This is a genomic window from Aquabacterium sp. (genome assembly GCF_036279675.1).
Classification (GTDB): domain Bacteria; phylum Pseudomonadota; class Gammaproteobacteria; order Burkholderiales; family Burkholderiaceae_C; genus Aquabacterium.
On record NZ_DASUIS010000014.1, the window covers coordinates 1 to 21934 of the forward strand.

The 21934-nt window shown below is 63.8% G+C and carries 19 protein-coding genes; 7 read left to right on the forward strand and 12 right to left on the reverse strand.

The features are described 5' to 3' along the window. Nucleotides 1-233 (forward strand): SDR family oxidoreductase (locus VFW93_RS01485; RefSeq protein WP_329692222.1); only part of this gene is annotated, 233 nt, incomplete at its 5' end. A 24-nt stretch (nucleotides 234-257) separates the two neighbouring features. Here VFW93_RS01485 and cysE read toward each other — a convergent pair. Then, entirely contained in the window at nucleotides 258-1058 is an 801-nt protein-coding gene (gene cysE, locus VFW93_RS01490) for a serine O-acetyltransferase (protein WP_329692223.1), read from the reverse strand. Nucleotides 1059-1165: 107 nt separating this feature from the next. Further along, entirely contained in the window at nucleotides 1166-1939 is a 774-nt protein-coding gene (locus VFW93_RS01495) for an RNA methyltransferase (protein ID WP_329692224.1), read from the reverse strand. 293 nt (nucleotides 1940-2232) lie between these two features. On the opposite strand from VFW93_RS01495, the gene VFW93_RS01500 reads away from it, so the two are divergent. Continuing rightward, nucleotides 2233-3255: an inositol monophosphatase family protein gene (locus VFW93_RS01500; protein ID WP_329692225.1), complete on the forward strand. Its 1023-nt coding sequence runs from the start codon at nucleotides 2233-2235 to the stop codon at nucleotides 3253-3255. Nucleotides 3256-3339: 84 nt separating this feature from the next. Here VFW93_RS01500 and VFW93_RS01505 read toward each other — a convergent pair whose 3' ends face one another. Beyond that, on the reverse strand, nucleotides 3340-5592 hold the full coding sequence (locus VFW93_RS01505) for an alkaline phosphatase family protein (protein ID WP_329692226.1): 2253 nt from the start codon (nucleotides 5590-5592) through the stop codon (nucleotides 3340-3342). A gap of 219 nt (nucleotides 5593-5811) precedes the next feature. On the opposite strand from VFW93_RS01505, the gene VFW93_RS01510 reads away from it, so the two are divergent. Together VFW93_RS01510 and VFW93_RS01515 are read left to right on the forward strand one after the other, a co-directional pair. Further along, nucleotides 5812-7521 carry a PKD domain-containing protein gene (locus tag VFW93_RS01510; RefSeq protein ID WP_329692227.1) on the forward strand — a complete coding sequence of 570 codons (1710 nt, stop codon included), beginning with the start codon at nucleotides 5812-5814 and terminating at the stop codon, nucleotides 7519-7521. 51 nt (nucleotides 7522-7572) lie between these two features. After that, complete coding sequence (locus VFW93_RS01515) at nucleotides 7573-8493, forward strand: class I SAM-dependent methyltransferase (RefSeq protein ID WP_329692228.1); 921 nt, start codon at nucleotides 7573-7575, stop codon at nucleotides 8491-8493. Here the strand turns inward: VFW93_RS01515 and VFW93_RS01520 are convergent, their stop codons facing one another. Genes VFW93_RS01520 through VFW93_RS01550 form a run of 7 tightly spaced genes read right to left on the reverse strand, consistent with a single transcriptional unit; the run spans nucleotide 8494 to nucleotide 15557 of the window. Beyond that, nucleotides 8494-9312: a 3-keto-5-aminohexanoate cleavage protein gene (locus VFW93_RS01520; protein WP_329692229.1), complete on the reverse strand. Its 819-nt coding sequence runs from the start codon at nucleotides 9310-9312 to the stop codon at nucleotides 8494-8496. Between the two features lie 15 nt (nucleotides 9313-9327). Next, nucleotides 9328-9735, reverse strand: coding sequence for a hotdog domain-containing protein (locus tag VFW93_RS01525; RefSeq protein WP_329692230.1), 408 nt, complete (start codon nucleotides 9733-9735; stop codon nucleotides 9328-9330). A gap of 29 nt (nucleotides 9736-9764) precedes the next feature. Continuing rightward, a complete protein-coding gene (locus VFW93_RS01530) occupies nucleotides 9765-10547 on the reverse strand; it encodes an OAM dimerization domain-containing protein (RefSeq protein WP_329692231.1) in 783 nt (260 codons plus the stop codon). After that, nucleotides 10544-12106: a lysine 5,6-aminomutase subunit alpha gene (locus VFW93_RS01535; RefSeq protein ID WP_329692232.1), complete on the reverse strand. Its 1563-nt coding sequence runs from the start codon at nucleotides 12104-12106 to the stop codon at nucleotides 10544-10546. Before VFW93_RS01535 ends, VFW93_RS01530 begins: the two co-directional genes overlap by 4 nt. Next, a complete protein-coding gene (locus VFW93_RS01540) occupies nucleotides 12103-13167 on the reverse strand; it encodes a hypothetical protein (protein ID WP_329692233.1) in 1065 nt (354 codons plus the stop codon). Before VFW93_RS01540 ends, VFW93_RS01535 begins: the two co-directional genes overlap by 4 nt. A 14-nt stretch (nucleotides 13168-13181) precedes the next feature. Beyond that, nucleotides 13182-14276 (reverse strand): L-erythro-3,5-diaminohexanoate dehydrogenase, encoded by a 1095-nt coding sequence (locus VFW93_RS01545; RefSeq protein WP_329692234.1) that lies wholly within the window; start codon nucleotides 14274-14276, stop codon nucleotides 13182-13184. A gap of 15 nt (nucleotides 14277-14291) precedes the next feature. Next, entirely contained in the window at nucleotides 14292-15557 is a 1266-nt protein-coding gene (locus VFW93_RS01550; protein ID WP_329692235.1) for a KamA family radical SAM protein, read from the reverse strand. A gap of 165 nt (nucleotides 15558-15722) precedes the next feature. Between VFW93_RS01550 and VFW93_RS01555 the strand changes: the two genes are divergently transcribed. The 3 genes from VFW93_RS01555 to VFW93_RS01565 all read left to right on the forward strand — a co-directional run bounded on the left by VFW93_RS01555 (nucleotide 15723) and on the right by VFW93_RS01565 (nucleotide 19958). Then, entirely contained in the window at nucleotides 15723-16205 is a 483-nt protein-coding gene (locus VFW93_RS01555; protein ID WP_329692236.1) for an Lrp/AsnC family transcriptional regulator, read from the forward strand. Nucleotides 16206-16458: 253 nt separating this feature from the next. Continuing rightward, on the forward strand, nucleotides 16459-19134 hold the full coding sequence (gene mutS / locus VFW93_RS01560; protein WP_329692247.1) for a DNA mismatch repair protein MutS: 2676 nt from the start codon (nucleotides 16459-16461) through the stop codon (nucleotides 19132-19134). Then, on the forward strand, nucleotides 19131-19958 hold the full coding sequence (locus VFW93_RS01565) for a proteasome-type protease (RefSeq protein WP_329692237.1): 828 nt from the start codon (nucleotides 19131-19133) through the stop codon (nucleotides 19956-19958). The genes mutS and VFW93_RS01565 overlap by 4 nt, the downstream gene beginning before the upstream one ends. Nucleotides 19959-19960: 2 nt before the next feature. On the opposite strand, the gene VFW93_RS01570 is transcribed toward VFW93_RS01565, so the two are convergent. Next, nucleotides 19961-21193, reverse strand: a complete 1233-nt coding sequence (locus tag VFW93_RS01570; RefSeq protein WP_329692238.1) for an MFS transporter — start codon at nucleotides 21191-21193, stop codon at nucleotides 19961-19963. After that, on the reverse strand, nucleotides 21190-21924 hold the full coding sequence (locus tag VFW93_RS01575) for a 1-acylglycerol-3-phosphate O-acyltransferase (RefSeq protein ID WP_329692239.1): 735 nt from the start codon (nucleotides 21922-21924) through the stop codon (nucleotides 21190-21192). The genes VFW93_RS01570 and VFW93_RS01575 overlap by 4 nt, the downstream gene beginning before the upstream one ends. Nucleotides 21925-21934 lie beyond the last annotated feature (10 nt).

Sequence of the window (21934 nt, forward strand, 5' to 3'; positions counted from 1 at the left end):
CGTCGATGAAGGTGCGTGTCAACGCCATCCTGCCAGGTGCCACTGATACCAAGTTCGCATCGGCCCTGACCACCAATGACGCCATCCTGAAGGTGGTGATGGCGCACACGCCCTTGAACCGTGTGGCGGACCCCAAGGAGATGGCAGGCGCGGCCTTGTACCTGGCCAGCGATGCGGCCAGCTACACCACGGGAGCTTGCCTCAATGTGGATGGCGGTTATCTGATCGCGTGACGAGATCACTTGAGCCGATGAGGGCTACTTCACCAGCCGGTTGAGGCCTTCGGCATCAAAGTGCTCTTGTGTTTGCGCATCGGTGGGGAGACACGTGCGGGCATCTTCGCTTTGCGCTTCCTTTGCCAGCTTGCCGATGGCCTGCCACAACAAGGTGATCTGGTGCTCGTGGCCGGAGGCGTTGTCGATCAGGCCACGCAAGGCTTGCGACAGCGGGTCATCGCCCTCGGTCACGCCATAGGCCGAGAAGCCCAGCTTGGCCGCGATGGCCTCGCGTTCGGCCTGTTTCTCGTCCATCACGGTGGCCTTGGCCACGATGATGCGAGCCGGGTTGCCCACAGCCGTGGCGCCAGGAGGCACCGGCTTGGTCACCACGGCGTTGGAGCCCACGCGAGCCCCATCGCCCACGGTGAAGCCGCCCAGCACCTGCGCATTGGCGCCCACGATCACGCCACGGCCCAGGGTGGGGTGGCGCTTGGTACCTTTGCTCAAGGAGGTGCCGCCCAGGGTCACGCCCTGGTAGATGGTGCAGCCATCGCCGATCTCGGCGGTTTCGCCCACCACGACACCCATGCCATGGTCGATGAAGACGCGTCGGCCCACGGTGGCGCCCGGGTGGATCTCGATGCCGGTGAAGAAGCGGCCCCAATGGGAGATCCAGCGGCCCAGCCACTTGAGGTGATGCGTCCAGCACCAGTGCGCGACGCGGTGCATGGCCAGGGCGTGCAGACCGGGGTAACAGGTCAGCACTTCCCAGGCGGTGCGGGCCGCAGGGTCGCGTTCCAGGATGCAGGCGATGTCTTCTCGCAGTCGGGCAAAGAGCATGAAGAATGAGCTTATGCGTTTTTCGAATCAGGCCCCGGAGTTTACCGGGCAGACACAAAGACCATGGCCGGGCAGGGCCGCTGCATCTGTGCTTGATCTGATGTGGATCAGCGTGGCTTGTCCATGATGGCCTTGGCGATGCCACGCAGGATGTGAATCTCTTCCTGGCGCAACTCGGCGCGGTTGAGCAACTGGTTGAGGCGCGGCATCAGCTTCTTGGGCGCGGCGGGATCCAGAAAACCCAGCTGCACCAGCGCCTTTTCCCAATGGTCCAGCGCGCCTTGCACGGCCGCGCCACTGGCCAGATCAACGTCTGGCGTGCGCGCCTCCACCGGGAAGCCACCCAGCGCCTGGCGCCACTCATAGGCCAGCACCTGCACGGCCTGCGACAGGTTGAGCGAACCGTAGTGGGGGTTGGTGGGGATGCTGATCACGGCATGGCAGCGGTACACGTCTTCATTGGCCATGCCGTAGCGTTCACTGCCGAAGACGAAGCCCACGCGGTGGGCGGGATCGTGGCGGGCCAGTTCGCCCAGGCCTTCGCGCGGGGTGATGGTGGGCGGGCCGAAGTCGCGCGGTGTCATGGCGGTGCCGATGGCATAGGTGATGCCATCCAGCGCTTCGGCCAGGGTGTCGACCACGCGGGCACGCACGAGGATGTCGGCGGCACCGCTGGCCAGCGCCACGGTTTCCTCCTGGATCAGCACGTCCTCAAAGCGGGGGCGCACCAGCACGAGATCGGAAAAGCCCATGACCTTCATCGCACGCGCCGTGGCGCCCACATTGCCCGGATGGCTGGTGCCGATCAGGATGAAGCGGGTGGGGTCGGCGGGGGCCGCAACAGGGGGGGAAGCAGGCACTGAAAGCGGGGCAGAGGTCATGAAAACTTCAGGATGTACGGCATGAATGCGCGATAAGCCCTTGATTCTGATCGGAATCGCTGAAAAAGGGGGTGCAAAAAGCAACAGGCTTCTATAGAATGCTCGATTCTCGCTCGTTCTTTGATCACTGCTGCGCCCCCCATCCCCTGCCTGGACTGTGCCTGGCCGGTGCTGACTGCCTTGCTGACTTGCCTGGATCTCCCCCGTTTCCAATGGGTTGATGATCGGTTTGTCGCCTTGCACTGTCGCTCTGTCATTCGTCTCAGGTGGTTTATCGGTTTCCAAGGTTAAACATGTCTCAAGCCCTGCATCCCATGCTCAACATCGCCATCAAAGCTGCTCGCGCAGCCGGTGCGATCATCAACCGGGCCTCGCTCGACATCGAGCGACTGACTGTGATCTCGAAGTCTCACAACGACTTCGTGACCGAGGTGGACAAGGCGGCAGAAGACGCGATCATCGGCACGATCCTGGAGGCCTATCCTGGCCACGGCATCCTGGCCGAAGAATCGGGGCGCGAACACGGCGCTCGCCACAGCGACTACGTCTGGATCATCGATCCGCTCGACGGCACCACCAACTTCATCCACGGCTTCCCGGTCTACGCGGTGTCCATTGCGCTGACCTTCCGTGGCCAGATCCAGCAAGCCGTCGTGTACGACCCGAGCCGCAATGACCTGTTCTATGCGTCCAAGGGCAAGGGCGCCTACATGAACGACCGCCGCATCCGCGTGTCCAAGCGCACCCGCATGCTGGACTCCCTGATCGGCACGGGCTTCCCCTTCCGCAAGGGCGACAACTTCCAGCGCTACATGAAGATGTTCGAAGACGTCATGGTGCAGTGCGCTGGCGTGCGCCGCCCGGGCGCGGCTTCGCTGGACCTTTGCTACGTGGCAGCCGGCTTCTACGATGCTTTCTTTGAGACCGGCCTGAGCCCCTGGGACGTGGCCGCAGGCGCGCTGATCATCACCGAGGCCGGTGGCCTGGTGGGCAATTTCACGGGTGAGCCCGACTTCCTGTACCAGCGCGAAATCCTGGCTGGCACCCCCCGCATCTACGGTCAGATGGTCAAGACGCTGGCACCGTACACCCGCGTGATCTCTGACGCCGATGCGGCCGCCGCTGCCGCTGCTGGTGGTGAAGAAGGTGAAGCCGATCCGGAAGACGACGCCCTGATCCAGTCCTTGCAAGAGGCTGAAGATGCTGCGCAAGCTGCCAAGGCCGCCGCCGAGCCCGAGAAGCCCAAGCGCACCCGCATCACGGCGGCTGCCAAGGCAGCTGAAGTGCGTGAAGGCAAGGACGACGCACCCTTCTGATGCCGGGCACCCGATGTGGTGCTGCAGTTGATGACCGATGAATAAAAGGGGCGCCCGATCGGAGCGCCCCTTTTTCTTGATGCGTCAGGACGGCGTGTTGCCGCTGCGCAGCCTCTCCAGCTTGGCTTGCGCGGCATCGGCGTCCATGGGTGATGCCTTGGGCCTGGCGCGCTTCGGTGCGGCTTTCTTGCCGCTCGACTTGCCCTTCACGGTGGCGGCTGTCAGCGGCTGTTCGGCACCGGCCTCTGGCAGCTGCGCCACGTACATCAACAGCGATTCGCGCGAGCCCTCGATCGGCGGCTCGACCTGCGAGGTGAGCGCACCCTTGATCTGGGGCACGGTGATCTTCACGGGCGTGTCGTTGCGCGGTGTCTTGCGGAACTGCAGCGCGTCGGCCAGGCTGTTGGCGCGCAAGGCACCGGCACCGGCCTGCATGCGCTGGCCCAGCGGATCAAGCTTCCATTTCTCGCACAGATAGCGCAACAGGCTGGTGTGATCGAACACGGTGGCATTGACCTTGGCATCCAGCCAGGGCGACACCAGGATGGTGGGCACGCGTACACCGAGTCGGTCGAAGCTCCAGTCGGCGGTGTGGTTGTCAGGCGGCACCGTGGCAGGCGGGCTCACGTGATCATAGAAGCCGCCGTGTTCGTCATAGGTCACCACGAACAGGGTTGATTTCCACAGTTCCTCATTGCTGCGCAGGGCGTTGTAGACGTTGGCCAGCAGCATCTCGCCCTTGCGGATGTCGGAGGGCGGGTGCTGGTCGTTTTCATCCTTGCCGAAGTACTGGGGTTCGATGAAGGCGTACTCGGGGAACTTGCTGGCGTCACCCGCGGCCATCTCATAGAAATCGTCCATGTCGGCATAGCCGCGGAAGGTGAGGTATCGCGTCAGCAGGCGGGTCATCACGATGCTTTGCGGGATGCCTGCGTGGAAGATCTTCCAGTTCACGCGCCCGTCAGACAGGCGATCGAAGATCGTGTCCTGGTAGTAGATGCGCATGTTCTGCGGCTCTTTCATCGACGGCATGGTCAGGTGCCCCAGGCAGGTGCCACTGTGGATGAAGAAGCGGTTCTGCCAGGTCGGGCCCGGCATGGACGAGAACCAGTGATCGCACACGGTGAAGTTGCGTGCCAGGGTGTGCAGGGCGGGCAGCGTGTCGTCCTTGGGGGTGGCGCCAAAGTCGAAGTAGGCCATGACCTGATCGAGCTCGGCCGGCGTGGCATCCGGGTAGCGTTGCAGGAAGCTCTCCGCAAAGCCAGACATGGGCGCCGCAGCGGTGCCGAGTTGCTGCATGGTGGCGTCGTGCTCGTGGTTCGGGTCTCGGCCTTTCTCCAGCACCCAGGCCGCGCCTGGCTTTTGCTGGGCCACATAGCCTTTCGATGTCTTGTTGCTGCGCGGCGTGCCTTTTTGCGGGATGCCTTCCACGTCCTTGTTGAAGCGCGTCATGCCGCCCAGCATCTGGTCGAAGGAACGGTTTTCCAGCATCAGCACGACCACATGCTTGATCGGATCATTGCTTGGGGTGGCCGAGGCCTTGATGAAGGACTCGCCGCCGAGCATGCGCAGGTGGGCATCTTCGCGAGGCACGGACGATTCGCTGTGCTTGCGCAGATAACCTCGGCCATACATGTGGTCGGCCTTGATGGCCATGCGTTTGCGGGCCTTGGCGTCCTGGTCATTGGCGTAGGTTTCGTGGGCTCGCTTGCGTGGGTCGTAGAAGCCGATGTAGCCGCCCTTGCTCACACCAAACGAGGGCAGACCTTTCTTCTTGCTGTCGAGCTGGCCCAGGAAGTCGTTGCGCCCCCCTTCCTGTTCTTCGGGCGTGAAGTACAAGGGCAACACGAAGTTGGCCACTTCCACGCCGTCCACCGTGTAGGTCTGGCTCTGAACGGCATCGCACATTTCGAACCAGTGGAACACCTCGACGCCGGGCTTGGTCGGGTGGGGGCCTTGAACCAGCAGATTGCCCTGCGGATCCCCGATCAGTTCCAGCGCTTCGTGTGACAGCGTGACCGTCCAGTTCTCGCCCAGCTCCTTGGACAGCTTGGTGAACACGAAGCCATATGGGATGCCTCGGGCGTTGGTGTCGTGGTAGCCCACCGCGCCGTCGACGTCGACCTCATCCCACAGGTAGATGATGGCGTCACCGCGCAATTCGGCGGGGGCGTTCTTGTCTGGCTTGCTGCCGATGGCGCCTTCCAGCCTCAGCGTGGCACCGAAGCTCCAGTAGGGTTCGAAGTCGTCCTTGATCTGGCGATTGATGGCGCGGATGACGGTTTGCAGCTCGCCATCGCTGATGCTGCGGGAACGGTTGACGATGGAAATCAACATGAGGGGCTCCTTGGTTTTGTGATGTGGATTTTCCATGCAAAGCTGGATGCGGAGAGTTCAACGCTGGCAAGCGAGTCGGGAAATCCCTTGGCACACTTGGGATGACGGCTTTGCAGGTCATGCAGTTGGCTTGCGTGGTCACCCCCTCACACGTGGGGCGTAGCTCGGGCTGAACTCCACGACTGGAAGACTTGCTCACACAAGGGAGTGAGTCTGGCCATGAAATTCAGCAGTTGTGTGGGAGTCCTGTGTGCGCTGTCGTTGACCGCGTGCGGTGGAGGTGGTTCCGGTGGCAGTGATGCCGGTGCGACGCCTGCCGGCTCTGGTGCGGCGACCGTGGTCATGCCACTTCAACTGAGCGACCCCACTGCACCCACCACCGTGGAAACGGGCACGTCCATCCAGTTTGGCGGTGGGCAGTGCACGGGTGGCAGTGGTGTGCTCACCGTGTCCTGGAGCTTTGGTGATGGGACCAAGCTCAGCAACACCAATGCGCATATCTATGCCAGCCCCGGGCAGTACTCGGTCAGCGTGAGTTGCACGGACTCAGGCACGAAGCAGACCTTGAGCACCTTGCCCATCACCGTGACGGTCACACCCTTGACACCTCACGGCTTCCTGGGGCGGGCCTGGTCCACCTATCAGACGGTCGACACCCACAACACGTCCATCTATCCCCTGGGCGGCCTGGCCACGGACGGCAAGGTCTACGGTGCCTGGTTGCAGAACCTGGGTAGCGGCTCGGGCGTGGCATCTGGCCGCCTGGACAGCGTCACCGAGAAAGCCTGGACGCTGGAGGGCCTGATCCCATTTGGCGGCACGCCTGTGACCTTCAACAACCTGGTCTCGTCTCCGCGCATCGGGCCACTCGATCTGGCTGTGTCACCGCAAGGCAAGGTGCTCGTCGCCTGGGTGGCGGGCTCGTCGCTCTGGTATGCGCTTCGCACGCCTGAAGGCGGGTGGAGCCTGCCCATCCAGACTGCCGTGTCGCCATCGTCGGCAACCATCAAGGTGGCCGTGAACGATGCCGGCGATGGCGCCATTGCCTATTGCACAGCCGGGGGCGCGCAGGTGGTCAAGGTCACTCGTGGCAGCATGGTGGTGTCGGTACCCCAGCAGATCAGCGCGCGATGCAGTTCGATGGTGGGCTACACGGGGGCGGGGCTGCAACTGGCCCGCGGGTTTGACGTGGCCATCGACAACGCGAGTTCGGCCATCCATGCGGTGGGCCTGATGCCATCGCCGAGCGAGGTCGGCAAGTCGCAGGTGGTGATGTTCAGGCATCTGCCGGACAGCGGTTGGGCCGCACCAGAGCCCGTCTCTGCGGTGTTGCCCACGACATCCTTCGGCAGCACGTTTTCGCTGTCGTATTCGCTGGCACCTGCGGGGCAATATGCCGGTGTGGCGTGGTCGCAATCCGGCGACGGTAGCTTGTCCAACGCCTATGCCCGCCTGAGCGACGGCGGCACCTGGAGCGCCATCACGGCGCTCCAGACCAACAACAGCCTGGCCTATGCCTTGCCGTTGATTGCCGTCAATGATGATGGCAAGGCCTTTGTCGCCATGGCGATGGATGACAAGACACGCTTGTCGTACTTCATGTACGTCAGCAACTACAGCCCCGCGGCGGGCTGGATGGCCTCGCCGGTGAAGGCCAACACCTGGGGCGGGTTTGCCGCGGTGGATGTGGCCATCGACCAGTTCGGCAACGGCCTGGTGACCCATTGCGACATCGGCGTGGACACCGTGGCGGGCACCTTGTCGGCGGCTGGGGGCTGGTCTGGCTTGAAGGCCATCACACCTTTGTATGGAAATGGCAGCTTCCACTACCAGGCGATGCGCGCCTTGCCCGACGGCCGGGCCATTCTGATGACTTCGGTGTACGCCAGCACGGGTTTTGCGTCTTCCGGTTTCGTGCTCTTGCAGTAATGTCGGTGAGAATGGCGGCCTTCACAGCGATACCGCCAGCCCACACACACCATGCAAGCCTTGCTCGATGCCATCGCCACGATGCGCATGCCCCTCGACGCCCAGCGCATCTTTCACGGCCGAGGCGGCTTGTACCCCGGATGCGAGCAATGGACGCTGGATGCCTATCCGCCTGTCTGGGTGGTGACCAGCTTTCAGCCCGTCAGCGATGAGGAACTGGCCATCCTGCATGAAGCCTTGTCGGCGCGTTGGCAGGCCTTGTCGCCCGATACGCCACTGAACTGGGTCTTCCAGTACCGGCACGAGGTGCAGGCCGATACGCGCTTGATGGCCGGCAGCGTGCCAGATCCGCATGTGGTGACGGCAAACGGCGGGAACTTTCGGGTGCATCTGCTCAGAGGGCAGAACCACGGCCTGTTTCTGGACATGGCCGAAGGGCGCCGCTGGGTACGTGAGCACGTGGCCGCCAGGCCGGGCCTCAAGGTGCTCAACCTGTTTGCCTACACCTGTGCGTTTTCCGTGGTGGCCTTGCAGGCAGGGGCCCGCCACGTGATCAACATGGACATGAGTGGTGGCGCCTTGGGCATTGGCAAGCAGAACCATCATCTCAATGGTGTGTCGGCAGGCGCCAGCTTTCTGCCCCATGACATCTTCAGTTCCTGGGGCAAGATCAACCGCAGCGGGCCTTATGACCTGATCATCGCGGACCCGCCCACGTATCAGAAGGGCAGCTTCATCGCCGAGAAGGATTACGCGCGGCTGATGCGGCGTCTGCCGGACTTGCTGATGCCGGGCGGCCACGCGATGTTGTGCCTGAACTCGCCCAAGCTGGGGCCGGACTTTCTGCAGGACCTCATGCAGACCGAGGCCCCGGCCTTGAGCTTCGTCGAGCGCCTGCCCAATCCGCCGGTGTTTGCCGATCTGCAGCCAGAGCGGGCACTCAAGGTGCTGATCTACAAGGCGCCGGACTGATCAGGCCTGCCCCAGGCGCAGGATCTGCCTGGCCTCGGCGGGCGTGGCCACAGGGCGCTCCAGTTCACCAGCGATGCGGGCCACGCGTGCCACCAGCTGGGCATTGCTGAGGGCCAGCTCGCCCTTGCGGTAGAAGATGTTGTCTTCGAAGCCCACGCGCACATGGCCGCCCAGCAGGATGGCCATGGTGGTCAGCGGCAGTTGCGTGGCGCCGATGCCGGCCACCGTCCAGGTGGCATCTGGAGGCAGTTCGCTCAGCATGTACATCAAGGCTTGTGACGTGCCGGCCATGCCACCTGGCACGCCCATGACCAGATCGAAGTGGGCTGGGCTGGGCAGTGCGCCTTTGGCCAGCCATCGTTTGGCCGTGGCCAGCATGCCGCTGTCGAAGATTTCCAGTTCAGGCTTCACACCCTGCAACTGCATTTCGCGAGCGAAGGCGTCGATGTCGGCAGGGTGGTTGTAGAACACATCGCCACCAAAGTTGACCGAGCCCATGGACAGCGTGGCCATCTCCGGGCGAAGGGCAACTGGCGCCAGGCGCTCTTGCGCGCTCATGCCCACGGCGCCGCCAGTCGAGATCTGCACGATCGCATCGCAGCGCTGTCGCACCTCGTCCATGATCTGGTGGTAGACGCCCTTGTCCTGGGTGGGCGCGCCGTCCGGCCAACGCGCATGAACGTGCACGATGCTGGCGCCGGCTTCTGCACAGGCTGCGGCAGCGATGCCGATCTCTTCGGGCGTGATGGGCAGGGCGGGCTGTTGATACCGGCTGACTTCGGCACCCGTCAAGGCTGCCGTGATGATGAGCTTGTCCATGGTGGCGCTCCTGGCTCAGCTTCTGGTTTGGCCTCGCTGGCAGGCAGCGGGCACCACGCAGGTCCCGGATGCACGGCAAACGACCACGGGCTCGGGCAGTACATCGCATGCAGAGGGCTGGCCGGGGACGTTGACCGCTGCGATGACCTTGCGCGCCTCGAACACCATCTTGCGAGAGGTCTTGCCCATGGATTCAATGCGGCCGACGGCCTCGATGTAGTCGCCTGCATGCACGGGTGCGAGGAACTCGACCTTGTCGTATGCGACGAACAGGCCCTCGTCACCATCGCTGCGGATCAGCAGTTCGGTGGCGACGTCGCCAAACAGTTGCAGCATGCGTGCGCCGTCAACCAGGTTGCCGGCGTAGTGCGCTTCGTGGGCGCTGATGCGCAGTCGGATGAGGCTCGTGATGGGGTTGTCCATGATGGGCTCTCCTGGGTTGCCTGTGTGTTTCAGCGTGTGTGGTCGCTTGCGTGGTGGGACGCATGGCGCCGAGCCCATTCATCGATGGCAAACGAGGCCACGTTCTCGGCATAACAACCCGTGCCAAAGCCCGCGTCATAGCCCAGCTCCTTGGCCAGTTCGTGGCTGATGCGTGGCCCTCCCACAATGAGGATGACGTGCTCACGCAGGCCCTCGGCTTCGAGGATGTCGGACAGGCGTGTCAGGTTGTCGAGGTGGATGTTCTTTTGCGTGACCACCTGCGACACCAGGATCACGTCGGCCTTTTCTTCGATGGCGCGGGCCACCAGTTCTTCGGAGTCCACCTGGGCACCCAGGTTGATGGCGCGCATCTCGTGGTAGCTCTCCAGCCCCTTGTGCCCGTTGTAGCCCTTCATGTTCATGATGGCGTCAATGCCCACGGTGTGTGCGTCGGTTTCGATGCAGGCGCCCACCACCACCATCTTGCGTCCCATGAGCGTGGCGATCTTCTGGTTGATGGTCTCTTTGTCAAGCACCTCGAATTCGGGCTTGGCCACCTTGATGCCGCTCAGGTCCACGCGGTGTTTGCACTGGCCATAGACCACGTAGAAGGAAAAGCCGGGGCCCATGGCTTCGCTGTGCACCACGGCGGGCTCATCCAGGCCCATCTGAAGGGCCAGTTGCCGCGCGGCCTCCTTGCTGTTCTCATCCAGCGCCACAGGCAGCGTGAAGGAGACTTGCACGCGCCCGTCATCCATGGTGTCGCCATAGGGCTTGACCCATCTGGGTGTGTGTTGCTGTGCGTCGTTCATGATGCGCGTTCCTCGTTCATGCCGGGCAGCATCAGCTCAGGGAAGGGGTTGAAGTAGTCGGTTGACTTGGCGACGACACCGTCCAGGCCTTTGCCACCCGTCAACGTGCGAGAGATGTCGGCGAAGGTGCCTTTGGCAATGGCTGCGGGCAGGCCTGTGTGCTCGATCTGGCTCAGCAGCTCGGTGGTTTCTGCCAGCACCTGCTGGGCCCGGCGCTCGATCTGGCCACCCGGGGTGAAGCTGATCTCTGCATGCAACTCGCGCATGGTGCCGAACACGTACTTCGCGTTCTGGATGGCGAGGAAGCGATCCTGGATGAAGGGCGTGTGGATGGCTTCCGTCATCATGCCCAGCAGGTGGATGTTCTGCTGCGTGAGCACGCTCACGACGTTGAACAGCGCATCCTGTACGTGGCCTTTGAAGATGTTGCCCGTCATGTGCTTGGTGGGCGGCATGTACTTGAGGCAGGCCTCGGGGAAGACCTGGCGCACCAGTTGCGCATGGGCCAGCTCCCACAGGAAGCCGTTGTCCAGCCCCGGGTTGATCTCGAAGGCATGGCCCAGGCCCATCTGGTCGGGCTTCAGGCCCGACAGGTAGGCGAACTGCTCGTTGATGAGCTGCGAGGCCAGCACGGTGTGGGCGGCTTCATAGGCGTCCGCCGTGGTGAGGTAGTTGTCTTCGCCCGTGTTGATGATGATGCCGGCGTAGCCATTGACCATGCGCGAGAAGAACTGGTCAATGAAGGTGCGCTGCATGTTGATGTCGCGGAAGATGATCCCGTACATCGAGTCGTTGAGCATCATGTCCAGGCGCTCCATGGCGCCCATGGCGGCGATCTCCGGCATGCACAGGCCCGAGCAGTAATTGGTCAGGCGGATGTAGCGGCCTGTTCGGCGGCCGACCTCGTCCAGGGCCGCGCGCATGAGTTTGAAGTTCTCCTGCGTGGCATAGGTGCCACCGAAGCCCTCGGTGGTGGCGCCATAGGGTACGTAGTCCAGCAGGCTCTGGCCGGTGGAGCGGATCACGGCGATGATGTCGGCGCCTTGCTCGGCGGCAGCGCAAGCCTGGGTGATGTCCTCGTGGATGTTGCCCGTGGCGACGATGAGGTAGAGCCAGGGCGTTGGGGCTTCGCCGGTTTCACCGATGGCAGCGTCTCGCGTGGCGCGATGCCGTGTGATGTGGGCGCACATCTGCTGTGCCATGGTGCGTGCCTGCCTGCGTGCGGCGGCTTCGTCGCTCGGGCGCTGCAGAGCCAGTTGGCCATCGACCACGGCCTGGGCCACTTGCTGGATGCGCATGCCATGCGTGCTCATGGCGCCCGCCACGATGGCAGCCGCGCCGTGTTGCAGCAGACCTTGGTCTTGCAGATGGCTCACCAGGCGATTGGGCAGGGGCACCTGGTTGTCATCGACACCGTCCACGCCCATCAGGCGCAGCGTGGCCCGCTCGACGGCCGTGGTCGTGAAGCGGTGCATGTCATCGTAGACCTGTTGGGCGATGCGTCGGGCAGCGGTCCGGGCGCGGTCGATCTGCGCTTGATCCAGGGCGAGGTGGCTCATGTTCCCTCCTTCGTCAGCAGGACGTCGGTCACGAGGTGTTGCGGGAAGGTCTGGCGGGCCAGCGCCAGGAATTCGCGTGCGTTGAAGTTGCCGCCAAAAGGTGAGAGGGGGTTGAGCGTGATGCCCAGCATGCGGATCGGGCGTTGCGCCATCACCTGGCCACCCTGGCGTTCGAAAGCGTGCAGATCGGTGGCATCGACGAACAGCCTGGTGCCATCCGCCACGACCAAGGTCAAGCCTGGCTGGTGTTGCGCGATGAGTTGCAGGGCCTGCCACAAGCGCTTGCCCACGGCGCCCGATACGGCCACCGTCGAGACGGCCTTCAGATCGTTGGCCAACAAGGTTGGCGCGGCGTTGATGGTGGCGATGTAATCGTGAAACAGGCAGTTGCCATGGTGATCCCAGGCGCCCACGCCACCCTGCGCCCAGACCGCCCGGGTGCGGGCCAGTATCTCGGCAGGTGCAGGCGGGATGCCCAGGATGGCCAGCCTGTCGTGCGTCTTGCGCATCACATCGCCCATGCTGCCCCCGATCGCCGCGCCCGTGGCCAGCACCACGCCATCGGCCATGGCGGGCGACGCATGGTGGCTGCGGCCCAGTGCGCCGTCGAGCAGAACGATGTCGGCGCCGCATTGCCGGAGCAGGGCGATCACCTTGTGCTGGTCGTGGTTGAGTGAGGCACCGGCCACCTCCATCTCGCCAGCCTCGATCACCTTGACGATGAGGATCTCGCCCATGGGGCTGCTCACGCCCGTGGTGTCGATCAACTTGATGCGGGCCTTGGCGCGCACGAGGGTGTCACTGGCCGTGGCCACCAGATTGCCTGGCGTGACCATCACCGGCGGCTTGGGTATGGCGTAAACCTGATCGCGTGCTTCGCCGTCGCGCCCGATGGAGGTGAGGCCCACTGTCAGGCGCTCGGCCTGGGCCTGCGTCAACAGGTGGTTGAGGCTCACCGTTTTGCCGGTGTTCTTGGTCATGCCCATGACGGCCACCGTGTGCACCTGCTGTGCACGCAGCCCTTGCCACAAGGGGCACGGCGGGGTGAGATGGCCAGACATGGTTGCGCCTCGCGTCAGACGTACAGCGTCTCGAACAAGTGCCGCAAGCTGGCCGACTCGCGCAGCAAGGAGAGGGCGTAGTCTGCGTTGCCCTTCGCATGACCATTGCCCATCAGCATGTCCACATCCTTGCCCACGCCCTCGGCGCCCAGTGAGGCCGCGGTGAAGCTCGTGGCCATCGAGAAGAAGTAGATGCGGCCGCGATCGCGGGTGGCCAGGATGCTGCCCATCTCGGTATGCGGCAGGTTCACGCAGTTGATCAGCACATCGGCCAGCCTGCCTTGTGTAGCCGTGGATACGGCTTGTGCCATGGCCACGGCGTCGGTGGCGTCCACACGCAGGGCATGGTCGACCCAGCCCAGTTCACGCATGCGTTCGCAATCCTTCTCGAAAGGCGAGATGCCGATCACGCAGCCATCAGGCCCGGCGCGCTTTCTGGCCTCGTACACGCACAAGGTGCCTGACTTGCCGCCTCCGCCCACCACGACCACCGTGTCACCGGGCTGAACCAGGCGCGCCGTCTGCGCGGGCGCACCGGCCACATCCAGGATGGCCAGCGCCACCTTCTCGGGGATGTCATCGGGCAGTTTGGCGTACAGGCCGCTTTCAAACAAGATGGCCTGGCCGCTGATGTCCACCTGATCCTGCGCCAGGTGCACGTGGTGGATGCGCTCGATATGCAGTGGTGTCAGCGACAGTGACACCATGGTGGCGATGCGGTCGCCCACGGCCAGATCGATCCGGCCAGCCAGGGCTGCGCCGATGGCCGCCACGCGCCCGATCAACATGCCGCCCGATCCCGTCACCGGGTTGTGCAGCTTGCCGCGCTGCGCCACGATGTCGAGGATGGTGGCGGCGATGCGATCCGGATCACCTTGTGATGCCAGCTTGATCTGCGTGAAGCTGGCCGCGTCCACGTTGAGGGCCTGAACGTCGATCAGGATCTCGTTGTCGTACGTTGCCATGGTGTTGTCGATGCGCCAGGCGGGTTGCGGCAGCACCCCGGCAGGTTGCAGCACGCGGTGCGTGCCATAGGGGCATCCGTGCTGGCCGGCATGCATCAGCACATGCGGCATGGCTGGGGTGGCATGGAGCAGTTGAGCGCACATGGCCTGGCCCTCCTGTCAGTTGCTTTGAGAGGGCAGGCTGAAGTGCTGCCCCAGGCCCGGCATTTCGACCGTCTTGCCGGCATAGTTGCGGCAGTGGATGGTGGTCCCGCTGCCGTCTGGCAGGGCCTCTTCGCGCACATAGCTGGGGATGATGGGCAGCTTGCCCAAGCCACCCAGGCCATCCACGATGAAGGTGGGCACGGCCGGGCCGCTGATCCAGCCGCGCAGGCCTTCGTACAGCTCCAGCATGCGGCGATGCGGCACGATGAAGTGGTGGGCACCTTCCACCATGTCGGTGGAGTAAACGTAGTAAGGGCGTACGCCCATCTCGATGGCCTGCATGAACAGCTCGCGCATCACCTCCACGCTGTCGTTCACGCCCTTGAGGCACACGCTCTGCAGGCCCATCATGATCCCGGCCTTCTGCAGCATCTTCACGCGCTGGCGCAGCAGGGGCGTGATCTCCTTGTGGTGGTTGATGTGGATGTTGACCATCTGCACGCGGTGCTTTTCCAGCACGGCGCACAACTCTGGCGTGATGCGGGTGGGCAGTTGCACCACCATGCGCGAGCCGATGCGCAGGAAGCGCACATGCGGCGCGCGGCTGCGGATGGCGCCCAGGATCTCGTCGAGGCGCTCGTCGGTGAAGGTCAGCGGGTCTCCACCAGACAGCAGCACATCTTCGATGTGCTTGTTGCTGGCGATGTAGTCGATCGAGGCTTCGATCTCGTCCTTGTGAACCGAGCCTGATGGCTGCGACACCATGCGCTTGCGCGTGCAGAAGCGGCACAGCGCCGCACACGTGTTGCTGACCAGGAAGAGCACACGGCGCGGATAGCGGTGTACCACGCTGGTCCCGGGGATGGTGTCGCGCTCCTCGCCCAGTTCGTCCAGCATGGTGGCAAAGCCGGGCTGGGTCTGTTCGTGGAAGGAGGGCAGGTACTGCAGGCGGATGGGGCAGTTCGGGTCATCGCGGTCCATCAGCTGCGCCATATAGGGCGTGACGGAGATGGCGAATTTGTCATACACGGTGTGGTCCACGTCTTCGACCTTGTGCAGCACGCCCATCAGCTCCTGGTGGTGGGTGTAGCGCCGAGAGAACTGCTTCTGCCAGGGTTCGCTCTCGGGGTCATAGGCCTGGAGTTCATCCCAGCTCAAGAGCTTTCGGGGCGAGGTGCTGCAGGACGCGGGCGCTGGAAGGGCTTGCCTGCCTGGAGCGAAGCTGATCGGGATTTCGGCCAACGGGGCTTCAGTCTGAGGGGCCTCTAGAACGTGCGGCATGGTGGCGCTCCTGCAATCGGAGGGCGGGGCCTGCTGGCGAGGCTCGCGACGGGCTTGGCCGCCGTCCATGGGTATCAGTCTAGGAAGGGAATGCGCCGATGAAAACCATCAATCTGACTGAAATATGGTGAGCAAATCAGTCGTTTTGATGCGGATAATGGCGACATGAGCAAGTCAGCATCCCCCAAGGGGCCCAGTCCTGCCAGCCGGATCGTGCTGGACGATCTGGACCACCAGCTCATCGAGCTGTTGAAGGTCAACGCGCGCCTGCCGCTGGTGAACATCGCCAAGGCTTTGGGCTGTGCGCGCAGCACGGCGCAATTGCGGCTCAAGGCGCTGGAAGATGCCGGCGTCATCACCGGCTACACGGTGAGCGTGAGCAGCACGCGCGGGCCCAATGTGATCCGTGCCATGGTGCTGATCTCGATCGAGTCCCGCCATGAGCCCAGCGTGATGCGCGAGCTGGCCAAGCGCCACGAGATCACCAAGCTGTATTCGGTGAGCGGCCGCTATGACCTGTGCGCCATGCTGCTCACAGACTCCACGCAGGAGCTGGATGCGGTGATCGACCGCATCCGCAATGTGCAAGGCGTGCTCGATACCTTTTCGACGATCGTCCTGTCGACCAAGCTGGATCGCCCCGAGTAGGTCTGCTGGTTAAACCGTACACGCCCCTCGCTTGCGAGGGATGGGCCCGCTGGCCAAGGCGTGCTTCAGTGGTAAGGTGCTCGTTTGGCTTGAAATTCGTACCGGGTGTGGCTGCACCTGCCGAATGCCCAGGCCTCCAGCATGCGGATCCCGTGCCCGAACGCCAGATTTCGGGAAGATTTGTACAGAGAAAATGAAGAATAGCCCAGAGATTCAGCCAATTGCGGACACTGCGTTTGCCGGCCACACGCCGATGATGCAGCAGTACCTCCGCATCAAAGCGGAGCACCCGGACACGCTCGTGTTCTACCGCATGGGAGATTTCTATGAACTCTTCTATGACGATGCCCGCAAGGCCAATCGCCTGATCGACATCACCCTGACGGTGCGCGGCCAATCCGCTGGCGAGCCTGTGGTGATGGCCGGCGTGCCGGTGCACGCGGTCGAAACGTATCTCGCCAAACTGATCCGCCTGGGTGAATCCGTGGCCATTGCCGAGCAGGTGGGCGAGGTGGGCGCCAGCAAGGGGCCGGTGGAGCGCAAGGTTGTACGTGTGGTGACACCCGGCACGCTGACCGACACCGAACTGCTGAACGAACGCGCGGATGCCTTGCTGCTGGCCGTGGTCATGGACAAGCGCGGCCGCCATGCCGAGCACGCCGTGCCTTGCGCCCTGGCCTGGCTGGGGCTGTCCAGTGGCAAGCTGGGCCTGACCGAGTGCACCGAGCGCGATCTGGCCGGCTGGCTGGCGCGCCTGCAACCCGCCGAAATCCTGTTTGACCGCGAGCGCATTCCGCCCACGCTGCAGCCCTTGCTGACACAAGGCGGCAAGAGCGTGGCCATGACCAGCCGCCCCACCTGGCAGTTCGATCCGGGTCTGGGCCTGCGCAAGCTGTGCGAACAACTGCAGGTGAGCAGCCTGCAGGCCTATGGTGCCCAGGATCTGAGCCTGGCCCATGCCGCCGCCGCCGCCTTGCTGAGCTTTGCCGAACACACGCAGGGCAGGGCGTTGTCACACGTGGCCTCGCTGGAGGTGCCGCGCACGACCGATCTGCTGGATTTGCCGCCCGCCACCCTGCGCAATCTGGAGCTGACCCAGACCTTGCGTGGCGAGGATTCGCCCACGCTTCTGTCCCTGCTGGACACCTGCCGCACCGGCATGGGCAGCCGCGCCTTGCGCCAGTGGCTGACGCAGCCCTTGCGTGACCGCGCCACGGCTCGCGCCCGCCACGATGCCATCGCCTGCCTGCTGACCCCGCCGGCCATGGAGCAGGGCTACGAATCCGTGCGTGAGGCGCTGCGCCAGATGAGCGATGTGGAGCGCATCACCGCGCGTGTGGCCTTGCGCCAGGTACGCCCGCGCGAGCTGGCCGGCCTGCGCGACACCCTGCTGACCTTGCCCGCCTTGCGCGAGCGTGTGCCCGATGCTGCGCCCTTGCTGGCCCAACTGCACACCGCCTTGCAGCCCGATGCGGGCATCGCGCACCAGTTGCAAGCCATGCTGATGGAAACGCCCGCTGTGCTCTTGCGCGATGGCGGCGTGATCGCCACGGGCTTTGACGCCGATCTGGACGAGCTGCGCGCCATTTCGCAGAACTGCGACGCCTTCCTGTTGGAGCTGGAGGCCCGCGAGCGCGAACGCACCGGCATCCACAACCTGCGCGTGCAGTACAACAAGGTGCATGGCTTCTACATCGAAGTCACGCAAAGCCAGGCCGAGAAGGTGCCGCTGGACTACCAGCGCCGCCAGACCCTCAAGAACGCCGAGCGCTTCATCACGCCCGAACTCAAGGCCTTTGAAGACAAGGCCTTGTCGGCGCAAGATCGAGCGCTGGCTCGCGAGAAGCTCCTGTTCGATCAACTGATCGATTTCCTGCAGTCGCACATTGCCGTGCTGGGTGCCCTGGCGCGGGCCTTGTCCACGCTGGATGGCCTGGCCGCCCTGGCCGAGCGTGCGGCCACCCTGGGCTGGATGCGCCCTGACTTCAGCCCGCATCCCTGCATCGAGATCGAAAAGGGTCGCCACCCGGTGGTTGAAGCCCGCTTGATGGAAACCAGTGGCGCCGCTTTCATTCCCAATGACTGCCGCTTTGATGCCAACCGCCGCATGATGATCGTGACCGGCCCCAACATGGGTGGTAAATCGACCTTCATGCGCCAGGTGGCGTTGATCGTGCTGCTGGCGGCCATGGGCTCCTACGTGCCGGCTGCGTCCTGCCGCATCGGGCCGATCGACGCGATCCACACCCGCATCGGCGCGGCAGACGACCTCGCCAACGCCCAGTCCACCTTCATGATGGAGATGACCGAGGCCGCAGCCATCGTGCACACGGCCACCGAGCAGTCCCTCGTGCTGATGGACGAAATCGGGCGCGGCACCTCCACGTTTGACGGCCTGGCCCTGGCCGGCGCCATCGCCAGCCATCTGCACGACAAGAACAAGTCCTTCTGCCTGTTTGCGACCCATTACTTCGAGCTCACGGCGCTGCCCGAGAAGCACCCGCGAGCCCTGAACGTGCACGTCGGCGTGGCCGAGTCGGGCGACGACATCATCTTCCTGCATGAACTGCAGCATGGCCCCGCCAGCCGCAGCTATGGTGTGCAGGTGGCCAGACTCGCCGGCATGCCGCATTCGCTGATCCGCCAGGCACGCGCCACGCTGGAGTCGCTGGAAGCCCAGCAGCGCCATTCGGACGACCAGATCGACCTGTTTGCGCAGGTCGAGTCGCCCGGCGGCATCAACCTGGATGAACTGGCCGCCCATGCCGCCGCCCGAGGTGGCGCGGTACTTGCTGATGCACAAGGTGAAACGCTGACACCCGCCGAAGCGCAAACTTTGAGCTTGCTGGCCAGCATCGACCCGGATACCCTGACCCCTCGTGAAGCGCTGGACGCGCTGTACAAACTCAAATCGGTGATTTCATCATGACCTACTGTGTGGCCATGCGGCTCAATGCCGGACTCGTTTTCCTGTCTGACTCGCGTACCAACGCGGGCATGGACCAGATCAGCACCTTCCGCAAGATGACGGTGTACGAAAAAGCGGGCGAGCGCGTGCTCGTGCTGCTGTCTGCGGGCAACCTGGCCATCACACAGGCCGTCAAGCAGTTGCTGGGCAGCGAGACCATAGAGGGCTCGGACGGCGAGCCGTGCACGATCTGGACGGCCAAGAGCCTGTTCGATGTGGCCCGCATCGTGGGCAGTGCCGTGCGCAAGGTGCATGCGCGCGATGCCGAGGCCCTGAAAAAACACGGCATCGATTTCAACTGCAGCCTGATCATCGGCGGCCAGATCAAGGGCGAGACCATGCGCCTGTTCAACGTCTATGCTGCAGGCAATTTCGTTGAAGCCGGCATCGATGGCGTGTGCTACTTCCAGATCGGCGAATCCAAATACGGCAAGCCGGTGATCGACCGTGTGGTCACGCCCGTCACGCCCTTGCAGGAGGCCGCCAAGTGTGCGCTGATCTCGATGGATTCGACATTGAAGTCCAACCTGTCGGTGGGCCTGCCGCTGGACCTGATGGTGTATGACGCTGATGCCTTGCAGGTGGATCAGCTCATCAACATCGACGAGACCAATGCCTACTTCCGCATGATTCGCAACAGCTGGGGGCAACGCCTGCGTCAGGTGTTCGATTCCATTCCGGACCCGACGTGGGATGGTCAACAGCCTGATCTGTCCACCAACGCGTCGGCGACTCAGCCTCAGGCCATGAACCCCCTGAGCAAGATCACGGCCCCTAACGGCTGAGCTCAGCGCCAGGCCTCGGCGATCCGTTCATTGCCGGGGTGGCGGTCCAGCCACCAGACCACGAACAAGGTGCCCGCGACCGCCAGACCTGTGGCGATGAGGAAGGTAGGGCCATAGCCCAGCTTGTCGCCCAGCACGCCGCCTGTGAGGCTGCCCAGGCTGCTGACGGCCACCACCACGCTGGCCAGCAGGGTGTAGTCGGTGCCGGCATGGCCCGGGTCAGAGGCGTCCATCATCAGCGTGAACAGGGCCACTGTGGCCATGGTGCCCACGATGCCTTCGAGGATGGTGGCAGCCCACAGGAGCTCGACGCCCCCCATTCGGAACGCCACTGCCACGTACAGGCCAAATCCGGCGGCTTGCGACAAGCCTGCCAACAGCATCGCCTTGCGGCGCCCCAGTCTGTAGACCAGCCAACCGCCGATGCTGGCACCCAGCAGGCTGGTGGCCGAACCCACGCCACCTTTCATCAAGGCGATGGTGCTCTTGCTCACGCCGTGGTCCAGCAGGAAGGGGGGCAGCAGCGAGTTCAGGATCTGGTCACCGAAGCGAAAGCAGAAGATCAGGCCGAAGAACACGAGCATGCCTGGCGCCAGCGCACGATGCAGCCAGCCCATGACCAAGGCCAGCCCTTGCGGTCTGTTCGAGGCGTGCGTGTGCGCCGGAGGCTCCTTGAGACGCAACACCGGTAACACGGTGAGCCCCAGCAGACCGGCCATGCACATGAACATCACCTGCCAGCCTTCGTGCGCGAAGATCCACAAGAGCAGCCCGCCACCCAGGATCATGCCCAGGCGATATGCCCCTACCTGGATCGCGTTGGCCAGACCTCGCTCCTTGGCCCCCAGCAACCGAACGGCCAGACCATCCGTTACGATATCCTGCGATGCCGCGATCATGTTGAACAGGAAGACGGCCGCAAACAGGATCAGGCTGCCGGCTTTCAAGTCCAGTTGCGACAGGATCAGCGCCATCAGGCAGGCGCTGCACTGGAAGAACATCAACCAGCTACGCCGCGAACCGTGGTGGTCCAGCGCTGGCGCCCACAGGAACTTGATGCCCCAGGGCAAGGCCAGGAATTGCAGGAAGCCGATGGCTGTCAGCGACCAGCCCGCATCACGCATCAACACGGGCAAGGCCAGCGTGAAGAAACCGAACGGGATGCCTTGCGCGGTGTACAGGCCGGTCAGCAAGGCAATGCGTTGCCCCTGGCTGTTCTGCTCGGGCGCGCTCATGCCTGGGCTGCAGTGGTGCCGGCTTCGCGGTCCAGTTCGTCGATGCAGGCCTTCATCTGCGCATGACACCTGGCCATCAGTTCAGGCATGTCATCGAGTGTCAGGCCCGCGGTGGGGATGGGCTCAAGGGCCCGCATCATCACCGTGCCGCCCCGCAGGCGCTTGAGGTCCATGGTCCGGACATAGTTGTTGGCGCACAGGGGAATGATGGGCACGCCCGCGTTGATGGCCATCTGAAAGGCACCCTTCTTGAGCGGCGCAAAGCCTTTGCCGTGGCCGCGTGTGCCTTCGGCAAACACCCAGATGGTCATGTCCTTGTGCTGCAGCGTGTCCGTGGTGGTCATCATGGCCTTCTTGGCCTGAACCGCATTGCCTCGCTCGATCAGCACATTGCCCGCCAGCCAGTAGAGCTGACCGAAGAACGGGATCCACTTCAGGCTCGTCTTGCCCAGCGTGACGGTGCGGGGCGGCACCGCATGCCCGAACACGAAGAGGTCGTAGTTCGACAAGTGGTTGGCCACGATCACGGCCGGTCGCTTGTGCTTGAGCACGCCGTCAATGTCCAGTCGCATCTTCATGCCCATGATGAAGGTGGCAGGCACGGCGTAGAAGCGCGCGGCAATGCGACTGTTGTCGGGGTTGAACGGGCGGCAGATGCTGACCAGCAAGCCAAGCAGGCTGGCCAGCACGAAATGCACGCATAACAACAGCATGCGCAAGGGCAGAAGCATGACTAAACCT

What these genes read in the sequence shown, in the direction of transcription:
- cysE (WP_329692223.1), bottom strand. Translation starts at nt 1,058, where the DNA reads ATGCTCTTTGCCCGACTGCGAGAAGACATCGCCTGCATCCTGGAACGC.
- VFW93_RS01495 (WP_329692224.1), bottom strand. Translation starts at nt 1,939, where the DNA reads ATGACCTCTGCCCCGCTTTCAGTGCCTGCTTCCCCCCCTGTTGCGGCC.
- VFW93_RS01500 (WP_329692225.1), top strand. Translation starts at nt 2,233, where the DNA reads ATGTCTCAAGCCCTGCATCCCATGCTCAACATCGCCATCAAAGCTGCT.
- VFW93_RS01505 (WP_329692226.1), bottom strand. Translation starts at nt 5,592, where the DNA reads ATGTTGATTTCCATCGTCAACCGTTCCCGCAGCATCAGCGATGGCGAG.
- VFW93_RS01510 (WP_329692227.1), top strand. Translation starts at nt 5,812, where the DNA reads ATGAAATTCAGCAGTTGTGTGGGAGTCCTGTGTGCGCTGTCGTTGACC.
- VFW93_RS01515 (WP_329692228.1), top strand. Translation starts at nt 7,573, where the DNA reads ATGCAAGCCTTGCTCGATGCCATCGCCACGATGCGCATGCCCCTCGAC.
- VFW93_RS01520 (WP_329692229.1), bottom strand. Translation starts at nt 9,312, where the DNA reads ATGGACAAGCTCATCATCACGGCAGCCTTGACGGGTGCCGAAGTCAGC.
- VFW93_RS01525 (WP_329692230.1), bottom strand. Translation starts at nt 9,735, where the DNA reads ATGGACAACCCCATCACGAGCCTCATCCGACTGCGCATCAGCGCCCAC.
- VFW93_RS01530 (WP_329692231.1), bottom strand. Translation starts at nt 10,547, where the DNA reads ATGAACGACGCACAGCAACACACACCCAGATGGGTCAAGCCCTATGGC.
- VFW93_RS01535 (WP_329692232.1), bottom strand. Translation starts at nt 12,106, where the DNA reads ATGAGCCACCTCGCCCTGGATCAAGCGCAGATCGACCGCGCCCGGACC.
- VFW93_RS01540 (WP_329692233.1), bottom strand. Translation starts at nt 13,167, where the DNA reads ATGTCTGGCCATCTCACCCCGCCGTGCCCCTTGTGGCAAGGGCTGCGT.
- VFW93_RS01545 (WP_329692234.1), bottom strand. Translation starts at nt 14,276, where the DNA reads ATGTGCGCTCAACTGCTCCATGCCACCCCAGCCATGCCGCATGTGCTG.
- VFW93_RS01550 (WP_329692235.1), bottom strand. Translation starts at nt 15,557, where the DNA reads ATGCCGCACGTTCTAGAGGCCCCTCAGACTGAAGCCCCGTTGGCCGAA.
- VFW93_RS01555 (WP_329692236.1), top strand. Translation starts at nt 15,723, where the DNA reads ATGAGCAAGTCAGCATCCCCCAAGGGGCCCAGTCCTGCCAGCCGGATC.
- mutS (WP_329692247.1), top strand. Translation starts at nt 16,459, where the DNA reads ATGATGCAGCAGTACCTCCGCATCAAAGCGGAGCACCCGGACACGCTC.
- VFW93_RS01565 (WP_329692237.1), top strand. Translation starts at nt 19,131, where the DNA reads ATGACCTACTGTGTGGCCATGCGGCTCAATGCCGGACTCGTTTTCCTG.
- VFW93_RS01570 (WP_329692238.1), bottom strand. Translation starts at nt 21,193, where the DNA reads ATGAGCGCGCCCGAGCAGAACAGCCAGGGGCAACGCATTGCCTTGCTG.
- VFW93_RS01575 (WP_329692239.1), bottom strand. Translation starts at nt 21,924, where the DNA reads ATGCTTCTGCCCTTGCGCATGCTGTTGTTATGCGTGCATTTCGTGCTG.